We start from the raw sequence: 15,456 nt of genomic DNA, 5'->3' as shown, positions 1-15,456 counted from the left end.
ATGGCCTCACCATCGACCCGCGGCGCAGCCATAGATCTCAAATCCGTCAGCAAGCACTATGGTGGCTTCATCGCCCTCGACAAGGTCTCGCTGCGCATCGAGCCGGGGGAGTTCATGACGCTGCTCGGACCCAGCGGTTCGGGCAAGACGACGACGCTCAACGTCATCGCCGGCTTCACCGAGGTCAGCTCGGGTTCGCTTGATGTCGGCGGCAAGAGCGTCATCGGCGTACCCGCGCACAAACGCAATATCGGCGTGGTCTTCCAGCACTACGCGCTGTTCCCGCACATGACGGTCAGCAGGAACGCCGCCTATCCACTGACCTTGCGCGGCATCGCCAATCCCGATCGCGCAGCCCGGGTGCGCAAGGCGCTGGAGATGGTGAAGATGGCCGATTTTGGCCACCGCTTCCCCAGCGAGCTCTCCGGCGGGCAGCAGCAGCGCGTCGCGCTGGCGCGTGCCATCGTATTCGACCCGCCGCTGCTCCTGATGGACGAGCCGCTCGGCGCACTCGACAAGAAGCTGCGTGAATGGCTGCAGCTCGAGATCAAACGGATCCACAGGGAATTGGGCACCACCTTCGTCTACGTCACGCACGATCAGGAGGAGGCGCTGGTCCTCTCGGACCGCATTGCCGTGTTCAACCAGGGACGCATCGAGCAGATCGGCAGCGGTCGCCAACTCTACGACGAGCCCGAGACGTTGTTCGTCGGAAAGTTCGTCGGCGACTCGACGATACTGCGTGGCACAGCCTCCACCTCCGGCAACGAAACCGCCATCGACGTAGCCGGACGGAAAGTGGCGGCCGCCAAACGCCTTACCAACGGCGCCAAGCCGGTGATGCTGCTGCGGCCGGAAAAGCTGAGCCTCGCCAGGCGGGGAAAGGGCGGACAAGATCGAAACACCCTGCCCGGGCGCATCGGCGAGGCCATCTACCTCGGATCTGGCTCCAAATACGAGGTCGTGCTGGCCGACACCTCGAAGGCGATCGTGCGCTCGACGCTGGACGCCGAGACCTTCGCCATCGGCGACGAGGTCGACCTCGTATTCGCGGGCAGCGATGTGAAGCTGCTGGCCGACGACGAGAATGCCGATTTCACGCTGACCTGAATCCTGGGAAAATCGCGACAATGGACGTGAAGAAGAACGGCGACGTTTCATTCTGGTATGCCGACATCGGCGGCGTGCCCGGCTATCGGCCGCCGCTGCAGGGCGATATCGTGGCCGACGTCTGCATCGTCGGGGCCGGCTACACCGGCCTTTGGACCGCCTATTACCTGAAGCAGGCAGCCCCTCACCTCAACATTGTCATCGTCGAGAAGGAGTTCGCCGGCTTCGGTGCTTCGGGGCGCAATGGCGGCTGGCTGTCCGGCGGGTTCTCATGGTCACGCGAGAAATATGAGAAGGCAACTTCGCGCGCTGGAGTCATTGCCATGCAGGCGGCAATGACGGGCACGGTGAACGAGGTCATATCGGTTGCGGAAACCGAAGGCATCGACGCCGACATTCGCCGTACCGACGAACTGCTGGTCGCAACCAACGAGGCGCAGGAGCAGCGCGCCAAGGCGATGTATGCCCATGCCAGATCCTGGGAACTGACCGACGAACGGGTGGGGTATATCGACGCTACGGAGATGCGCCAGCGCATAGCGGTACACAACGCGCGCGGCGCCTTCGTCATCAGGAAAGTAGCACGGGTTCAGCCCGCAAAGCTGGTGCAGGGGCTCGCCAGGGCAGTGGAGCGGCTCGGCGTCCCGATCTACGAACAGACCACCGTGCTGTCGATCGAGAAGGGCAAGGTCGCAACCAGCCGGGGCGTGGTGCGGGCCGAAAAGATCGTACGGGCGACCGAGGGTTTTACCGCGGGAATTGCCGGCCACGAGAGACTTTGGTTGGCGCTCAACAGCGCCATCGTGGTCACCGAGCCGTTGTCCGACAAGTTATGGGGCGAAATCGGCTGGGATGGTTACGAGGTGCTTGGCGACGCCGCGCACACCTACTGCTACGCCCAGCGCACCCGGGAAGGACGCATCGCCATGGGCGGACGCGGGGTGCCCTATCGGTTCGGCTCGAAGACCGATGTTCGAGGCGTCACCCAGCAGGCGACGATCGACAAGCTGCATAAAATCCTGACGACGCTTCTGCCGCAGAGCAAGGGGCTCATGCTCGACCACGCGTGGTGTGGAACGCTGGGCGTGCCGCGCGACTGGTGCACGACGGTGGGCTTTGACAGGCAGACCGGAATAGGCTGGGCAGGCGGTTATGTCGGCCTCGGCGTTTCCACCTCGAATCTCTCGGGGCGCACGCTGCGCGATCTGCTGCTGGGCAACGACACCGAGCTGACGCGGCTTCCCTGGGTCAATCGAACCGTGCGCAAGTGGGAGCCAGAGCCGCTGCGCTGGCTTGGCGTCCATTCGATGTATCAGCTCTATCGAATTGCCGACGAGCGGGAAGCAAAGGGGCTGCCGCGCACGTCGCGGCTCGCCGCCCTGGCCGATCGCATCACCGGACACTGACCCGCATCACTTCGAGGATTTAGCAATGATCGACTTCAAGACCTTCGCCCACCTGGCGCATATCGACCTCGGTGAGCCCCAGCCGAAACCCACCTCGCTGGAGGGCGATCAGCTGGAAGCAGCCAACACGCTTTGGACTTCGCAGGATGGCAAGATCGAAGTTGGTGTCTGGGAATGTTCGCGAGGCCGGTTCACCGCGCGCCGCGACAGGAATTCCGAGATTTGTCACATCGTGTCCGGCCGCGTGACGCTGCACGGTCCTGGTGGCGCAGCCAAAGATGTCGGACCCGGCGAATTGCTCGTCCTGCCGCTTGGCTGGGAGGGCGAATGGACCATCCACGAGAAAACGCGCAAGCTTTATATCCTGCATGCGGTCTGACCGACGCAGCGGGGCAAGTTAGCGACGTTTGCGATAAGGCCACGCACGCCACGGCGGTTGCCGCTGAGCTAAAGCCCCTCGACCAGCACGATCTCGCCGTCGGCTACCTTCTGGCGGATCGCGACCGCCCGCTGATACTCCGGCGAGTGATAGCAATCATGCGCCGCAGCCAATGACGGAAATTCGATGAGCACGTTGCGGTCGCGGCCCGGCCCTTCTGCTTTTTCATGCGCACCGCCTCGTGCCAGGAAAACGGCGCCGAAACGATCGAAAGCCGGTTTGGCGGCAGTGACATAGTCCTTGTAACCTTCCGCATCACGCACATCGACGCGGGCGATCCAGTATCCCTTGGGCATGCGTCTTCTCCGAATTGTTAGGCCGAGCGCATTTCGTCAAGGATGGCTTCCGCGATGGCCCGCCTGTCGGTGGCGCCGACGATCGGCCGGCCGACGACGAGATGGCTGGAGCCGTTGCGGATCGCCTGCGCCGGCGTGACCACGCGTTTCTGGTCGCCATGGTCGCTGCCCTTGGGCCGTATCCCCGGCGTGACGACCGCCATGTTGGGGCCGACGATCCGGCGCACCGCTTCCGCTTCCTCGGCCGAACAGACGATGCCGCCCATGCCAGCATGCAGCGCCTGTTCGGAGCGCCTCAGCACCAGCGTATGCGGGTCATGCTCATAGCCGGCGTCGATCACGTCCTGCTCGTCCATCGAGGTCAGCACGGTGACGCCAAGCAGGCAGAGATCGCTGCCCCTGGCGGCCTCGACCGCTGCCTTCATCGCCTTCGGATAGGCGTGCAGCGTCAGCATGGTCATGCCCATCCTGGCAATGGCCTCGACGCCCTTGGCCACCGTGTTGTCGATGTCGAGCAGCTTCATGTCGAGGAAGATCCTGGTGCCGCCGCTGGCGAGCTCGCGGGCGAAGTCGAGGCCGCCGGCGAAGGCGAGCTGATAGCCGATCTTGTAGAAGGAGACGACCCCATCGAGTTCGCGCACCACCTTCTCGGCATCCTTCAGCGTCGGCACGTCGAGGCCGACGATCAGCCTGTCTTGCATGGTGCTGGCGCGCTCCTGGATCACGCCTCGATCCGCGTCGACAGCAGGCGCGAGGTTTCGATCAGCGTGCGGCATAGGTGCTCCATCGATCTGTGCAGTCGCTCGTCCCTGAAATTCCCGTCCTCGTCGAAGGCGTTGCCGCCCTCCGGGACAGAACACTCCGGCGTCACCACCTCCATCTGGCAGCGCACCAGCACGGCGCGCAGATGGTTGATGCAGCGTACCCCGGCGAAATGTCCTTTGGAAGACGAACAAAGGCCGGCGGGCTTGCCGGTGAACGGCCTGAACGACCGCCCGTCATCCTTGCGCACCCGGCTCACCCAATCGATGCTATTCTTGAGCAGCGGCGGGATCGAGCCGTTATATTCGGGCGTCGCGATCAGCAGCCCGTCATGGGCCGCGATTAGCCGGGCAAGCCTGATGGCGTTCTCGGGAATGCCTTTCTCCTTTTCCAGATCCTCGTCGAGGATCGGCAGCGGATAGTCGGCAAGCGAGATGCGGGTCACCTCGGCGCCCTGCATGGCGAGTTCCTTCCGCGCCACATCGGCGGTCCTGCCGCTGTAGGCGCCAGAGCGAATCGAACCGGCGAAGACGAGAATTTTCGGGATCACTGCCATCGGCCCCCTTGTTCCCGGACAGGTACAGCCAAGGATCGGTTAAATCAACGCACCGGCCAAAAATCGAAAAGGGAATTGGGGGCACATGCGTGAAGGGTGTGATGAGATTCAGGTCAGGCCGGCTTCACCTGAATATCGGCACACCCTACTGCGCTCCGCGCCGATAGATCCACAGCTGCGTTGGCGGGATGTTGCGGATGACGAAATGGAAATGCTCGACCGTGTAGTCGCCGCGGCCGGGCGGGATCGGCGACAGCGGGCCGTAGGTCAACTGCACGACCGGGCGGCCTGTCGGGATGCAGTCGAGAAGGCTTTCGACGTAGGCGACGCGCTGTTCGACCGGGAAATTGAGCAATGGCACGCCGGAGATGACCGAATCGAAGGTCAGGCCGCTCTCATCGCCGAGCGTCGCATCGAGATTGAAGGCATCGCCCTCGATGACGTTGACGCCGGGATAGAGCTGGCGCAGATGGCGCACGAAATCGGGGGAGTATTCGACTGCGTAGAGATTTTCAGGCTTCACGCCCTGGGCGAGGATGGCTCGGGTAATGACCCCGGTGCCGGGCCCGACTTCGAGCACCGGCAGGCCCGACATCGGGTTGACGACGGAGGCCATCTTGCGGGCCGTGATGGAACTGGTCGGTACGATTGAACCGACTGCCTTCGGCTTATCGATCCAGCCCTTGAAGAACTTCAGTTCATCGTCGAACTTCTCTGCCAGCGTCTTTCGCAGTCCGGGACCATGTGCCATGCAAGTTCTCCTGAACGGTCCCCCGAGAGTGGCTACTTAGCAGCTACGGGCTTCAAGGCAAGGCGGACGCCGGTATAAGGTGTTGATGACGCTAGGGGAGCTTCCGCTCGCTTATATCCTACACCCGATCGGCGACAGTCGCCATCAGCGCTCGCCGAAGGTCTCGAAGAAGTCTTTCATCCGGGCGAAGAAGCCGCTCGACTGCGGCGAATTATCCTTCGAGGAAAGCTGCTCGAACTCCTCCAGCAGCTCGCGCTGGCGGCGGGACAGGTTCTGCGGCGTCTCGACCGCGGTCTGGATGTAGAGATCGCCGACATTGTGCTGGCGCAGCACCGGCATGCCCTTGCCCTTGAGGCGGAACTGGCGGCCGTTCTGGGTGCCTTCCGGCACCTTGACCTTCGTCTGGGTGCCATCCAGCGTCGTCACCTCGAAAGAACCGCCAAGGGCAGCCGTCGTCATTGAGATCGGCACCTTGCAGTAGAGATCGGCGCCGTCGCGCTGGAAGAATTCGTGCGGCTTGACCGCCAGGAAAATATAAAGATCTCCCGACGGGCCGCCGCGCAGGCCGGCTTCGCCCTCATTGGCAAGGCGGATGCGGGTGCCGTCCTCGATGCCGGCCGGGATGTTGACCGACAGCGAGCGCTCCTCGGTGACGCGGCCCTGGCCGGCGCATTTCGGGCACGGCTCCTTGATGGTCTGGCCACGTCCCTGGCATTGCGGGCAGGTGCGCTCGATCGAGAAGAAGCCTTGCGTGGCGCGCACCTTGCCGTGGCCGTTGCACATCGAGCAGGTGACGGGCTGGGTACCGGGCTTGGCGCCGCTGCCGGAGCATTCCATGCAGGAGATCGAGGCCGGCACGTGGATCTGCGCCGTCTTGCCGGTAAACGCCTCCTCCAGCGTAATTTCCATATTGTAGCGCAGGTCGGCGCCGCGCTCGCGTCCGCCTGACGAGCGGCGCTGGCGCCCGCCCATCATGTCGCCGAAAATATCCTCGAAAATGTCGGCGAAACCGCCGGCGCCGAAGCCGTGTGCGCCGCCGTTCATACCGCCCTGTTCGAAGGCGGCGTGGCCGAAACGGTCGTAGGCCGCGCGCTTCTGCGGGTCCTTCAACGTCTCGTAGGCTTCGTTGATTTCCTTGAACTTGTGCTCGCAGGCATGATCGCCAGGGTTGCGATCGGGGTGGAACTGCATGGCCAGCTTGCGGAAAGCGCTCTTGAGCTCCTTCTCGTCGGCCCCCTTTTGCACGCCCAGCGTTTCGTAGAAATCAGCTTTCATCTTTTCCCGCAGTCCGGATATTCAACGTCTTGAAGCATTTTGCGTCGTTCGCCGGCACGCTGTTCCGATTTAGGTGCGATGGAGCCGGGATGCCAGTGTTGACACGGGCTTGCCCTCACTTTTTCGATCAGGCGCGCACTTTTTCGGCCAGAGTTGCAAAAAAGCCCGGCTTTACGCCGGGCTTTACTACAGCGCCGCACATCTCGTTGGACACGCAAACGACGCTATAGCACTTTGATTTATGCGCATGATCCTTTCCGGAAATCGATTCCGATTTCGGGGTCATGCGCCTAACCCTGCCGTCAGGCCGCTCAGGCCGACTTTTTCTTGTCGTCGTCCTCGTTGATTTCCTCGAAGTCGGCATCGACCACGTCGCTGTCCTTGGCGGCGTCCGCCTTGGCGTCAGCTTCCGCGGCTTCCTTCTGCGAAGCCTCGTACATGGCCTGGCCGAGCTTCATCGAGGTTTCGGCGAGCGCCTGCGTCTTGGCTTCGATCTCGGCCGCGTCGTCGCCTTCGGCAGCGGTCTTCAGCGCCGCGATCGCATCGGCGATCGCCGTGCGGTCGGCCTCGGAAACCTTCTCGCCATATTCCTTCAGCGACTTCTCCGAGGAATGCACCAGCGCCTCGGCCTGGTTGCGGGCCTCGACCAGCGCGCGCCGCTTCTTGTCGGCCTCGGCATTGGCTTCGGCGTCCTTCACCATCTTCTCGATGTCGGCGTCCGAAAGGCCGCCAGACGCCTGGATACGGATCTGGTGCTCCTTGCCGGTGCCCTTGTCCTTGGCCGAGACGTTGACGATACCGTTGGCGTCGATGTCGAAAGTGACCTCGATCTGCGGCACGCCACGCGGCGCCGGCGGAATGCCGACCAGGTCGAACTGGCCGAGCGCCTTGTTGTCGGCGGCCATTTCACGCTCGCCCTGGAAGACGCGGATGGTCACGGCCGATTGTGAATCCTCGGCAGTCGAGAACACCTGACTCTTCTTGGTCGGGATCGTCGTGTTGCGCTCGATCAGCCGCGTGAACACGCCACCCAGCGTCTCGATGCCGAGCGACAGCGGCGTCACGTCGAGCAACAGCACGTCCTTGACGTCGCCCTGCAGCACGCCGGCCTGGATGGCGGCGCCCAATGCGACGACCTCATCCGGATTGACGCCCTTGTGCGGCTCCTTGCCGAAGAACTGCTTCACGATCTCCTGGATCTTGGGCATGCGGGTCATGCCGCCGACCAGGACGACCTCGTCGATTTCGCCGGCCTTCAAGCCGGCATCCTTGAGCGCCGCCTTGCAGGGTTCGATCGTGCGCTGGACGAGATCCTCGACCAGGCTCTCGAACTTCGCTCGCGTCAGCTTCAGCGTCAGGTGCTTGGGGCCGGTGGCATCGGCGGTGATGAAGGGCAGGTTGATCTCGGTCTGCGTCGTCGACGACAGCTCGATCTTGGCCTTTTCGGCCGCTTCCTTGAGGCGCTGAAGCGCGAGCTTGTCGCTGCGCAGGTCGATGCCCTGTTCCTTCTTGAACTCGGCCGCCAGATATTCGACCAGACGCATGTCGAAATCCTCGCCGCCGAGGAAGGTGTCGCCATTGGTCGACTTCACCTCGAAGACGCCGTCGCCGATTTCGAGCACCGAAATGTCGAACGTGCCGCCGCCAAGGTCATAGACGGCAATGGTCTTGCCCTCCTTCTTGTCGAGGCCGTAGGCAAGTGCGGCCGCGGTCGGCTCGTTGATGATGCGCAGCACTTCAAGGCCGGCGATCTTGCCGGCATCCTTGGTTGCCTGGCGCTGGGCGTCGTTGAAATAGGCCGGAACGGTGATCACCGCCTTCTCGACCTTCTCGCCGAGATAGGCTTCCGCCGTTTCCTTCATCTTCTGCAGGATCATTGCCGAGATCTGGCTGGGCGACTGCTTCTTGCCGCCGGCCTCGACCCAGGCGTCGCCATTGTCGCCCTTGACGATCTTGTAGGGGACAAGCTTCTTGTCCTTTTCGGTAACCGGATCGTCATAGCGGCGGCCGATCAGGCGCTTGACCGCGAAGATGGTGTTTTCAGGATTGGTGACCGCCTGGCGCTTGGCCGGCTGGCCGACGAGGCGCTCGCCGTCGCTGTTGATGGCGACGATGGATGGGGTCGTGCGCGCGCCTTCCGCATTCTCGATGACCTTCGATTCCTTGCCGTCCATGATGGCGACGCAGGAGTTGGTGGTCCCCAGATCGATACCGATTACTTTTGCCATTTTTCTAATCTCTCCGCTAAGCAGGCTCTCAGGACCCCTACAGGCGTTCCGATGAAAGCCCCTGTTCACAAGAAATTCCGCTTCGGCAACCGGCATTTCGGCGCCGAACGGCTTGGCGCGTATATAAGAACAGGCTACGCGGCGCGCAAGCATTCTGCGCAAGGCATCCAACACATCCTTTTCTCGGGCCGGCCAGGGTCCTCCGGGCCCATGAACCTTTCCGCGTCGGTTCGCGACTGACACCAGATGCGCCGCGTCGTGCGGCCCTGGAAAGGAAAGGCCATGACTGGAAATCCAGACTCAGTTCGACCACCGCTTTCGGGGTGGGTTCGCCATGCCGGGCGTTCCGCTGGTTCCGTTGACCCTGCCTGAGAGCCGGCATATCGTGAATACGAGGAAAGCAGACAATTCGATCAGGGAAAAACGTGCCGGAACGTCGCGCCTTGCCCTGACTCGCGCGGAAACGCCGGATGTTTCTCCCGTCGCCCGCTGGGGGAGCTCCATGTCATGCGACCACGGCGCGTTCGTGCGCTCTCGTGCTGGCCGTTTGCGCCGTGCGATGCAGTTAACCAATAGATTCCTGGCAACCGGCGGCTTTCCGACGTTGGCGCTCGCCATCATCCTGTGGCTTGGCGGTGCCGTGCAGGCGCAGGAAACGCAGATTATCTATCCAGGCTCGATGGCGGTGACCGGATTTTCCGGTACCGTCATTCGTGATTTTGAGGAGGGCCTGCCGCCCGGCGTCGACCCGGTCGATAAGACCTTTATCGACACGACGCGCGCAACCTTGCGCGTGTTTGACGTTTCAAGGCTGGGCGGGCGGGCCTCCGGCCAGCTCGTCTTCACGCCGCCGCCCTTCGAAGTGACGGCCGGGCAGATCGGCCAGGTGTTCGGCATCACCTATGACGACGGGGCTCCCTCGGGCATCGCGAACCTCTATGCCGGCGCCACCTCGCTGCATGGCGTCCGCATCGTCACATCAGACCAAGACGCGGACGGTCGTCCCAAGCGGCAGCGTCGCGGTGCTGCCGGCGCCACTTTCATGGACGGCCAGTTCGGCACCGAAAACGGTGGCGGACCGGGCACGATCTGGAAGATTGACGGCACCACCGGCCAGGTCAGCAAATTCGCCGACCTCGACACCAACAGCGGCCCTGGCATCGGCGACCTCACCTTCGACAATATCCGCCGCCAGTTCTTCGCCAGCGATCTCGACACCGGTCTCATCCATCGCATTGACGCCAATGGTACGCTGGTCGACACATTCGACCACGGCGTTGTCGGGCGCCCGGCGCACGGGGTGGCCCCGCTTGCCGACGATGGCTTGGCGATGGACATCGAGGGCGCTGCCTTCGACAGCGAGGACTCCGACAGCTGGGGTTATACGCAGGATGAGCGTCGCGTCTGGTCCGTCGCCTATCACGGCGGCCGCCTCTATTATTCAGTCGGTGAAAAGGCCGAGCTCTGGTCGGTGGGGGTTGCCCGCGACGGCAGCTTTGCTGGCGACGCGCGCTGGGAACTGACGGTCAAGGCCGACAACGACCACGCGGTCACTGACATCGCTTTCGACATCAGCGGCTTCATGTACCTGGCCCAGCGCGGCCCGGTGGAAAACCGCTACGACGACAGCCGGTTCGCCGATACCGGCACGGGCGAGGTCTTCCGCTACAGGCGCGAAAGCCCTGACGATCCGGCGACGGAATCAATCTGGGTGGAAAGGCCGCAGGACTATGCGGTCGGCTTCCCGCAAGACAACCGGCAGTCGGCTGGCGGCCTCGACCTGCAATATGGCTATGACGCCGATGGCAATCTCGACGCGAGCGCTTGCACCGAGACGCTGGTCAAGTCCGGCGACAAATTGCGTGATAACCCGGGGCTTGCCGAACAGCTTGCCGGCGGCGGGCCGCTCGCCGTGCACGGTGTGCAGATCACGCCGACGGCGCTGGTCAAGCCGGCCAACGCGCCGCCTTTCGGCGCGTGGTTCGTCGACTTTGACGGCTATTTCGGAGACCCCGAGGCAGACGGCCATGTCGGCGACGTCGAAGTGTGGCATCCCTGCGAAAGCCGTGCCGGTTATGACGAGCAGATGCCGGGCGGCGGCGTGCCTCCTTGCCTCGACCGCGGCTGCGCCTCGATCCCAAACTGCCGGCGCGGCGACCGGGACCGCGACTGCCGGTCGCCGGTCGAAAAGAAGGTCGATCTGATCCTGAAGAAGCGTACCCGCACGCCGGTCTGCACGGCAGATGGTGTCTGCACCTTCGTGCTCGACATCATCAACAACGGCAGCGTCCTCTACGACGGGCCGCTGACGGTCACCGATACCTATCCGTATGGCGCGCCGGCATCGTCGACCTTCGGCCCGACCCCGCCCTGGACATGCGGACCGAACGGCCCCGGCAAGTTCCGCTGCGACAATACCGGCATCGTGCTCTCGCCGGGCGCTTCGACGCCGATCTTCGTCAAGGCGGTGATGCCGGTCGGTTACCGGCCAAACACGGTCGAGAACTGCGCCGAGGTGAAAGCCGTCCCCGGCGAGAACGACCTCACCAACAACAGGGCCTGCGCCAGGCAACGCATCCGTCATTTCGACAGCGGCAAGCCGGCCATGCGCATCACCAAGATGTGCAGCGGAGCGCTGGCCGGTGCTGCGGCCGTCACCTGCCGCATCACGGTCGTCAGCATAGGCACCAGTGCCCCCACCGGCCCGATTTGGGTCAACGATGCCGCCACGCTGGTGGCCGGCGGCAGGCCCGTCCAGATCCAGACCGTCACTCCCGACGGCGTGGAATGGACGTGCGGACCGGTTCCGGCCAGTGCGTTATCGTGCCAGATTCCCGGCGCCGTCATGACGCCTGGAACCAGCCGCCAGTTCGACGTGACGGTTGCCGGCAATGGCGTGTTCGAGAACTGCGCACGCGGCTCCTACGGCCCGGCGCCAGGAGACGACGTCGTCCATCCCATCGGCAGGGTCTGCGCCCAGGGCGGCGGCGCCTCGACCATTCGTGTCGTTAAGACCGGCGATGCCGATTGCCGGATCGGCCAGCCCTGCTCGTTCGAGATCACCATCGCGAACGATGGGAAAAACGCCTTCTCCGGTCCGGTTCGCATTGGCGATGCGATCGGCGTCGAAGGTCCCGGCCGGCTGGAAGGCGTTGCGATTACCTCGATCAACCCGCCCTTCGGCTGTGCGCCGGAACCGGCGAACTTGCCTCTATCCTGCATCGCCAACCTGACGCTCGGCGCCGGGGAAAGCCACGTTCACCGGGTGACCGTGATCATACCCGACGCCGGCCGCCTGGCCGATCTGCAGGGCACCGTCGGCGGCCAGAACTGCGTCGGCGTGCTGTCCCCCGACACGCCGGTGCGAGGTGCGGGCAAAATGCTCTCCGGCGACCCGACCAGCGTGCAGGGCGATCGCGGCAAGGCCTATGCCTGCCATCCCTTCACGATCAAGAATGAGGCGAAGAAGGCGTGCTCGCGGGGCCTCGTCATGAACGACGCCGGCCGCTGCGTCTGCCCGCAAGGCACCACTTTCCGCAACGGCCAGTGCTCGTCGGATGGCGGCAAGGTCATCATAGCGAAGCCGAAGGAGCGCTGTGTGCTGCTCAAGGGCCAGATCCGTACCCAGGATGGCGATTGCATCTGCCCGAGAGGGACGGAACTAAGGGGCAATGCCTGCCGACCGATCCGAAAAAAGCCGCCGGTCGTGGAGCAGTGCAGGCTGCTGCCCGGTCAGATACGCACCAAGAACGGCGCCTGTGTCTGCCCGCGCGGGACCGAGCTGATCAGAGGCGCATGCCGCCGGGCGCAGCTGGAGTGCGCGCCTGGCTCACGGCTGATCAACGGCCGGTGCCTGCCGATCGTCAAGCGGCGCTGCCCGGTCGGGACAGTCGGACAATATCCGGACTGCACTCCGATTCGCAGGGCACCGACGCTGCAGATCAATCCGAACCTGCTGCTGAACCCGAACATCCTGCAGCAGCCGAGGCGCAGGCCGCGGGCTCTGCAGTAGTGACCCGTCAACGATCCTTCGCGCCCCCTCTGTCCTGCCGGACATCTCCCCCACACGGGGGGAGATCGGCAGCGTCGCCGACGGCGCCTGTTTGTCAACATTGAAGTGGCGAAAGCGGAGCCAATCTCCCCCCTAGGGCCCTAGGGGGAGATGTCCGGCAGGACAGAGGGGGGGCGCTGTCCCGCCGCTGTCTCGCAAGGCCACACAAACCGGCTTCCCCTTATCGGGATCATGGTCTAGCAGTCGATCCAGACGACGTGCTCGAAACCACGGGCGCCTGGAAAGGCCGCATCATGAGCAAAAAGACCCTGATCGCGCCATCTGTGCTGGCGTCGGATTTTTCGAAGCTGGGCGACGAGGTCGAGGCGGTGGTGGCGGCCGGCGCCGACTGGATCCATCTCGACGTCATGGACGGGCATTTCGTGCCCAACATCACCTTCGGCCCGCCGGTGATCAAGGCGATCCGCAACCGCACCAAGGCCTTCTTCGACTGCCATCTGATGATCGCGCCGGCCGATCCCTATCTGCAGGCGTTTGCCGAAGCCGGCTGCGACGGCATGACGGTGCATGCCGAGGCCGGGCCGCATCTCGACCGTTCGTTGCAGACGATCAGGGATCTCGGCAAGCAGGCCGGCGTGTCGCTCAACCCGGCGACACCGGAAACGGCGATCGAATACGTGCTCGACCGGCTCGATCTGATCCTGATCATGACTGTCAATCCGGGTTTTGGCGGCCAAGCCTTCATCCCGGAGGTCGTCGACAAGGTGAAGCGGGTGAAGGCGCTGATCGGCAGTCGGCCGATCCGGATCGAGATAGACGGCGGCATCTCGCCGCAAACAGCACCTTTGGTCACCGCCGCCGGCGCCAGCGTGCTGGTCGCCGGCGCGGCTATCTTCAAGGGCGGCAGCGTCGAAGCCTATCGGGCGAACATCGAGGCGATCAGGACAGCGGCCGACAGGGCGGCCGGCTGACGCTGCCGGCGCGACGTCACCGGCACGCGCTGTTCTCCCCAGCCGGTCAGGAGTTCGTTGGCCGAAGCCGGTGCGCTTGTGCTCGTGACATGCGATCCCCCCAGCCAAAAATGACCCTGTCCATTTTTGGCGATTTTATTGGTATATCCAAAACTACCATCCATATTCTCTGTCTCACCCTCATGCCTCTCCGGACCCTCCCGCAGGCTCCTCTTCGACGGTCGGATCGATGAACCGCAGCCCTTTCTTCGCTGACCTGCTGAACACCATCGCCGACCGCGGCCGGATGATGCTGAACCTCGTGCGCGGTGACGAGCCGGTTTCGGCCGACAGCCTGGCCCGTCTGTGCGTCCGTCTGCTTTCCAGCCAGGGCGAGGCATCGGGCGTCGCCTATGCAAGAGAAATACTCGATCGCTGGCGCAGCCTCGGCGCCGACGGCAGGCTGGCTTTCCTGCATGTGCTGCGCGATCGTTTCGGCACCGATCACGCCAGGCTTGCCGCTGCGGTGGATGCCTATCGCGCCACGCCGGACGATCGCTCGGCACTTGCCCTGCACGACGCCTCCGAGCCGGCCAGGCAGGAGCTGCTGCGCCGCCTGAACCTGGCGCCCGGCGGCATCGAGACGCTGGTGCGCATGCGCGAGGATCTGCTTGCCCGGCTGCCCACATCGCCCGATCTCGCCATCGTCGATGCCGACTTCACCCATCTCCTGTCGTCGTGGTTCAACCGCGGCTTCCTGGTGCTGCGGCGGATCGACTGGTCGACGCCGGCCAACATCCTGGAAAAAATCATCCGCTACGAGGCGGTGCATGCCATCCACACCTGGGACGATCTGCGCCGCCGGATCGAGCCCGCCGACCGGCTCTGCTATGCGTTCTTTCATCCGCAGCTCGGCGACGAGCCACTGATCTTCGTCGAAGTCGCGCTGACCCGGGCGATGCCGACGACGATCGCCGAGCTGCTCGCCGACGAGCGGCCGCCGGTGCCGCCGCGGCAGGCCACGACGGCGGTGTTCTATTCCATCTCCAATTGCCAGGAGGGCTTGCGCGGCATCTCCTTCGGCAATTTTCTGATCAAGCAGGTGGTCGAGGATCTGCGCCGCGACCTTCCCGGCCTGACCGATTTCGTCACCTTGTCGCCGGTCCCGGGCTTTGCTCGCTGGTTGGCCGAGCAGGCCGAAACCATCCCCTCCGCCGCCGATGTGTTGGACCTCGTTGCCGACGAGGGTTGGCATGCGGACGCTGCCGCTCGCGACCGCGTCGGCCCGGCGCTGCTGCCGCTCGCGGCACAGTATTTCCTCGAATCCCGCACCGCTTCCGGCAAAGTGATCGACCCGGTCGCCCGGTTCCATCTCGGCAATGGCGCGCGGCTGGAGCGCATCGACCTTTTCGGCGACCTGTCGCCCCGCGCCTTGCGTCAGGCGCATGGCCTGATGGTCAATTATCGCTACAAGCTCGACGACATCGAGAAAAACCACGAGCTGTTCGCCGCCAGGAACGATGTGGCGGCCGCCCCCGCCGTGCGCCGCCTGCTGCCGAAAATGGCGAGACCGTCTGCACCACGGCTTCCGGCGCCAGCCCAGGTGATTGGGGACAAGAGGGACAGTTGAGTCAACCACCCGCTTCAGGCTGCGGGCCGAGCGGCTGATAT

12 protein-coding genes are annotated in these 15,456 nt (G+C 64.0%); 6 read left to right on the top strand and 6 right to left on the bottom strand.

The features are described from left to right. Genes JG739_RS02950 through JG739_RS02940 form a run of 3 tightly spaced genes read left to right on the top strand, consistent with a single transcriptional unit; the run spans position 1 to position 2,895 of the window. On the top strand, positions 1 to 1,110 hold the full coding sequence (locus tag JG739_RS02950) for an ABC transporter ATP-binding protein (protein ID WP_202365168.1): 1,110 nt from the start codon (positions 1 to 3) through the stop codon (positions 1,108 to 1,110). Positions 1,111 to 1,130: 20 nt separating this feature from the next. Beyond that, complete coding sequence (locus JG739_RS02945) at positions 1,131 to 2,516, top strand: NAD(P)/FAD-dependent oxidoreductase (protein ID WP_202365167.1); 1,386 nt, start codon at positions 1,131 to 1,133, stop codon at positions 2,514 to 2,516. Positions 2,517 to 2,541: 25 nt separating this feature from the next. After that, positions 2,542 to 2,895: a cupin domain-containing protein gene (locus JG739_RS02940; protein WP_202365166.1), complete on the top strand. Its 354-nt coding sequence runs from the start codon at positions 2,542 to 2,544 to the stop codon at positions 2,893 to 2,895. 68 nt (positions 2,896 to 2,963) lie between these two features. Here JG739_RS02940 and JG739_RS02935 read toward each other — a convergent pair whose 3' ends face one another. From JG739_RS02935 to dnaK, 6 genes are all read right to left on the bottom strand, one after another. Continuing rightward, positions 2,964 to 3,251 carry a DUF1330 domain-containing protein gene (locus JG739_RS02935; protein ID WP_202365165.1) on the bottom strand — a complete coding sequence of 96 codons (288 nt, stop codon included), beginning with the start codon at positions 3,249 to 3,251 and terminating at the stop codon, positions 2,964 to 2,966. 17 nt (positions 3,252 to 3,268) lie between these two features. Further along, positions 3,269 to 3,952 (bottom strand): orotidine-5'-phosphate decarboxylase, encoded by a 684-nt coding sequence (gene pyrF / locus JG739_RS02930; RefSeq protein ID WP_202367316.1) that lies wholly within the window; start codon positions 3,950 to 3,952, stop codon positions 3,269 to 3,271. A 20-nt stretch (positions 3,953 to 3,972) separates the two neighbouring features. After that, the gene (locus tag JG739_RS02925; RefSeq protein WP_202365164.1) at positions 3,973 to 4,569 is read right to left on the bottom strand and encodes an NADPH-dependent FMN reductase; all 597 of its coding nucleotides are present in this window, start codon (positions 4,567 to 4,569) and stop codon (positions 3,973 to 3,975) included. Between the two features lie 145 nt (positions 4,570 to 4,714). Next, positions 4,715 to 5,320 (bottom strand): phospholipid N-methyltransferase PmtA, encoded by a 606-nt coding sequence (gene pmtA, locus JG739_RS02920; RefSeq protein WP_202365163.1) that lies wholly within the window; start codon positions 5,318 to 5,320, stop codon positions 4,715 to 4,717. Between the two features lie 144 nt (positions 5,321 to 5,464). Beyond that, complete coding sequence (gene dnaJ, locus JG739_RS02915) at positions 5,465 to 6,595, bottom strand: molecular chaperone DnaJ (protein WP_202365162.1); 1,131 nt, start codon at positions 6,593 to 6,595, stop codon at positions 5,465 to 5,467. 311 nt (positions 6,596 to 6,906) lie between these two features. Continuing rightward, the gene (dnaK, locus tag JG739_RS02910) at positions 6,907 to 8,823 is read right to left on the bottom strand and encodes a molecular chaperone DnaK (RefSeq protein WP_027154686.1); all 1,917 of its coding nucleotides are present in this window, start codon (positions 8,821 to 8,823) and stop codon (positions 6,907 to 6,909) included. A gap of 559 nt (positions 8,824 to 9,382) precedes the next feature. Here dnaK and JG739_RS35200 point away from each other — a divergent pair. From JG739_RS35200 to JG739_RS02890, 3 genes are all read left to right on the top strand, one after another. Further along, entirely contained in the window at positions 9,383 to 12,835 is a 3,453-nt protein-coding gene (locus JG739_RS35200) for a hypothetical protein (protein WP_244749673.1), read from the top strand. Between the two features lie 293 nt (positions 12,836 to 13,128). Then, positions 13,129 to 13,806 carry a ribulose-phosphate 3-epimerase gene (rpe, locus tag JG739_RS02895; protein ID WP_202365161.1) on the top strand — a complete coding sequence of 226 codons (678 nt, stop codon included), beginning with the start codon at positions 13,129 to 13,131 and terminating at the stop codon, positions 13,804 to 13,806. A gap of 229 nt (positions 13,807 to 14,035) precedes the next feature. Continuing rightward, entirely contained in the window at positions 14,036 to 15,415 is a 1,380-nt protein-coding gene (locus tag JG739_RS02890) for a malonyl-CoA decarboxylase (RefSeq protein WP_202365160.1), read from the top strand. Positions 15,416 to 15,456: the final 41 nt, after the last annotated feature.

The sequence above is a fragment of the Mesorhizobium sp. L-2-11 genome (assembly GCF_016756595.1).
Taxonomy (GTDB): domain Bacteria; phylum Pseudomonadota; class Alphaproteobacteria; order Rhizobiales; family Rhizobiaceae; genus Mesorhizobium.
The sequence above is the reverse complement of the archived record's forward strand: the minus strand, read 5'-3'. Positions and strand labels throughout refer to the sequence as shown.

Coding starts and splice junctions, on each gene's coding strand:
- dnaK (WP_027154686.1), bottom strand. CDS start 8,823: ATGGCAAAAGTAATCGGTATCGATCTGGGGACCACCAACTCCTGCGTC.
- dnaJ (WP_202365162.1), bottom strand. CDS start 6,595: ATGAAAGCTGATTTCTACGAAACGCTGGGCGTGCAAAAGGGGGCCGAC.
- JG739_RS02940 (WP_202365166.1), top strand. CDS start 2,542: ATGATCGACTTCAAGACCTTCGCCCACCTGGCGCATATCGACCTCGGT.
- JG739_RS02890 (WP_202365160.1), top strand. CDS start 14,036: ATGAACCGCAGCCCTTTCTTCGCTGACCTGCTGAACACCATCGCCGAC.
- JG739_RS02935 (WP_202365165.1), bottom strand. CDS start 3,251: ATGCCCAAGGGATACTGGATCGCCCGCGTCGATGTGCGTGATGCGGAA.
- JG739_RS02950 (WP_202365168.1), top strand. CDS start 1: ATGGCCTCACCATCGACCCGCGGCGCAGCCATAGATCTCAAATCCGTC.
- JG739_RS35200 (WP_244749673.1), top strand. CDS start 9,383: ATGCAGTTAACCAATAGATTCCTGGCAACCGGCGGCTTTCCGACGTTG.
- JG739_RS02945 (WP_202365167.1), top strand. CDS start 1,131: ATGGACGTGAAGAAGAACGGCGACGTTTCATTCTGGTATGCCGACATC.
- pmtA (WP_202365163.1), bottom strand. CDS start 5,320: ATGGCACATGGTCCCGGACTGCGAAAGACGCTGGCAGAGAAGTTCGAC.
- JG739_RS02925 (WP_202365164.1), bottom strand. CDS start 4,569: ATGGCAGTGATCCCGAAAATTCTCGTCTTCGCCGGTTCGATTCGCTCT.
- rpe (WP_202365161.1), top strand. CDS start 13,129: ATGAGCAAAAAGACCCTGATCGCGCCATCTGTGCTGGCGTCGGATTTT.
- pyrF (WP_202367316.1), bottom strand. CDS start 3,952: ATGCAAGACAGGCTGATCGTCGGCCTCGACGTGCCGACGCTGAAGGAT.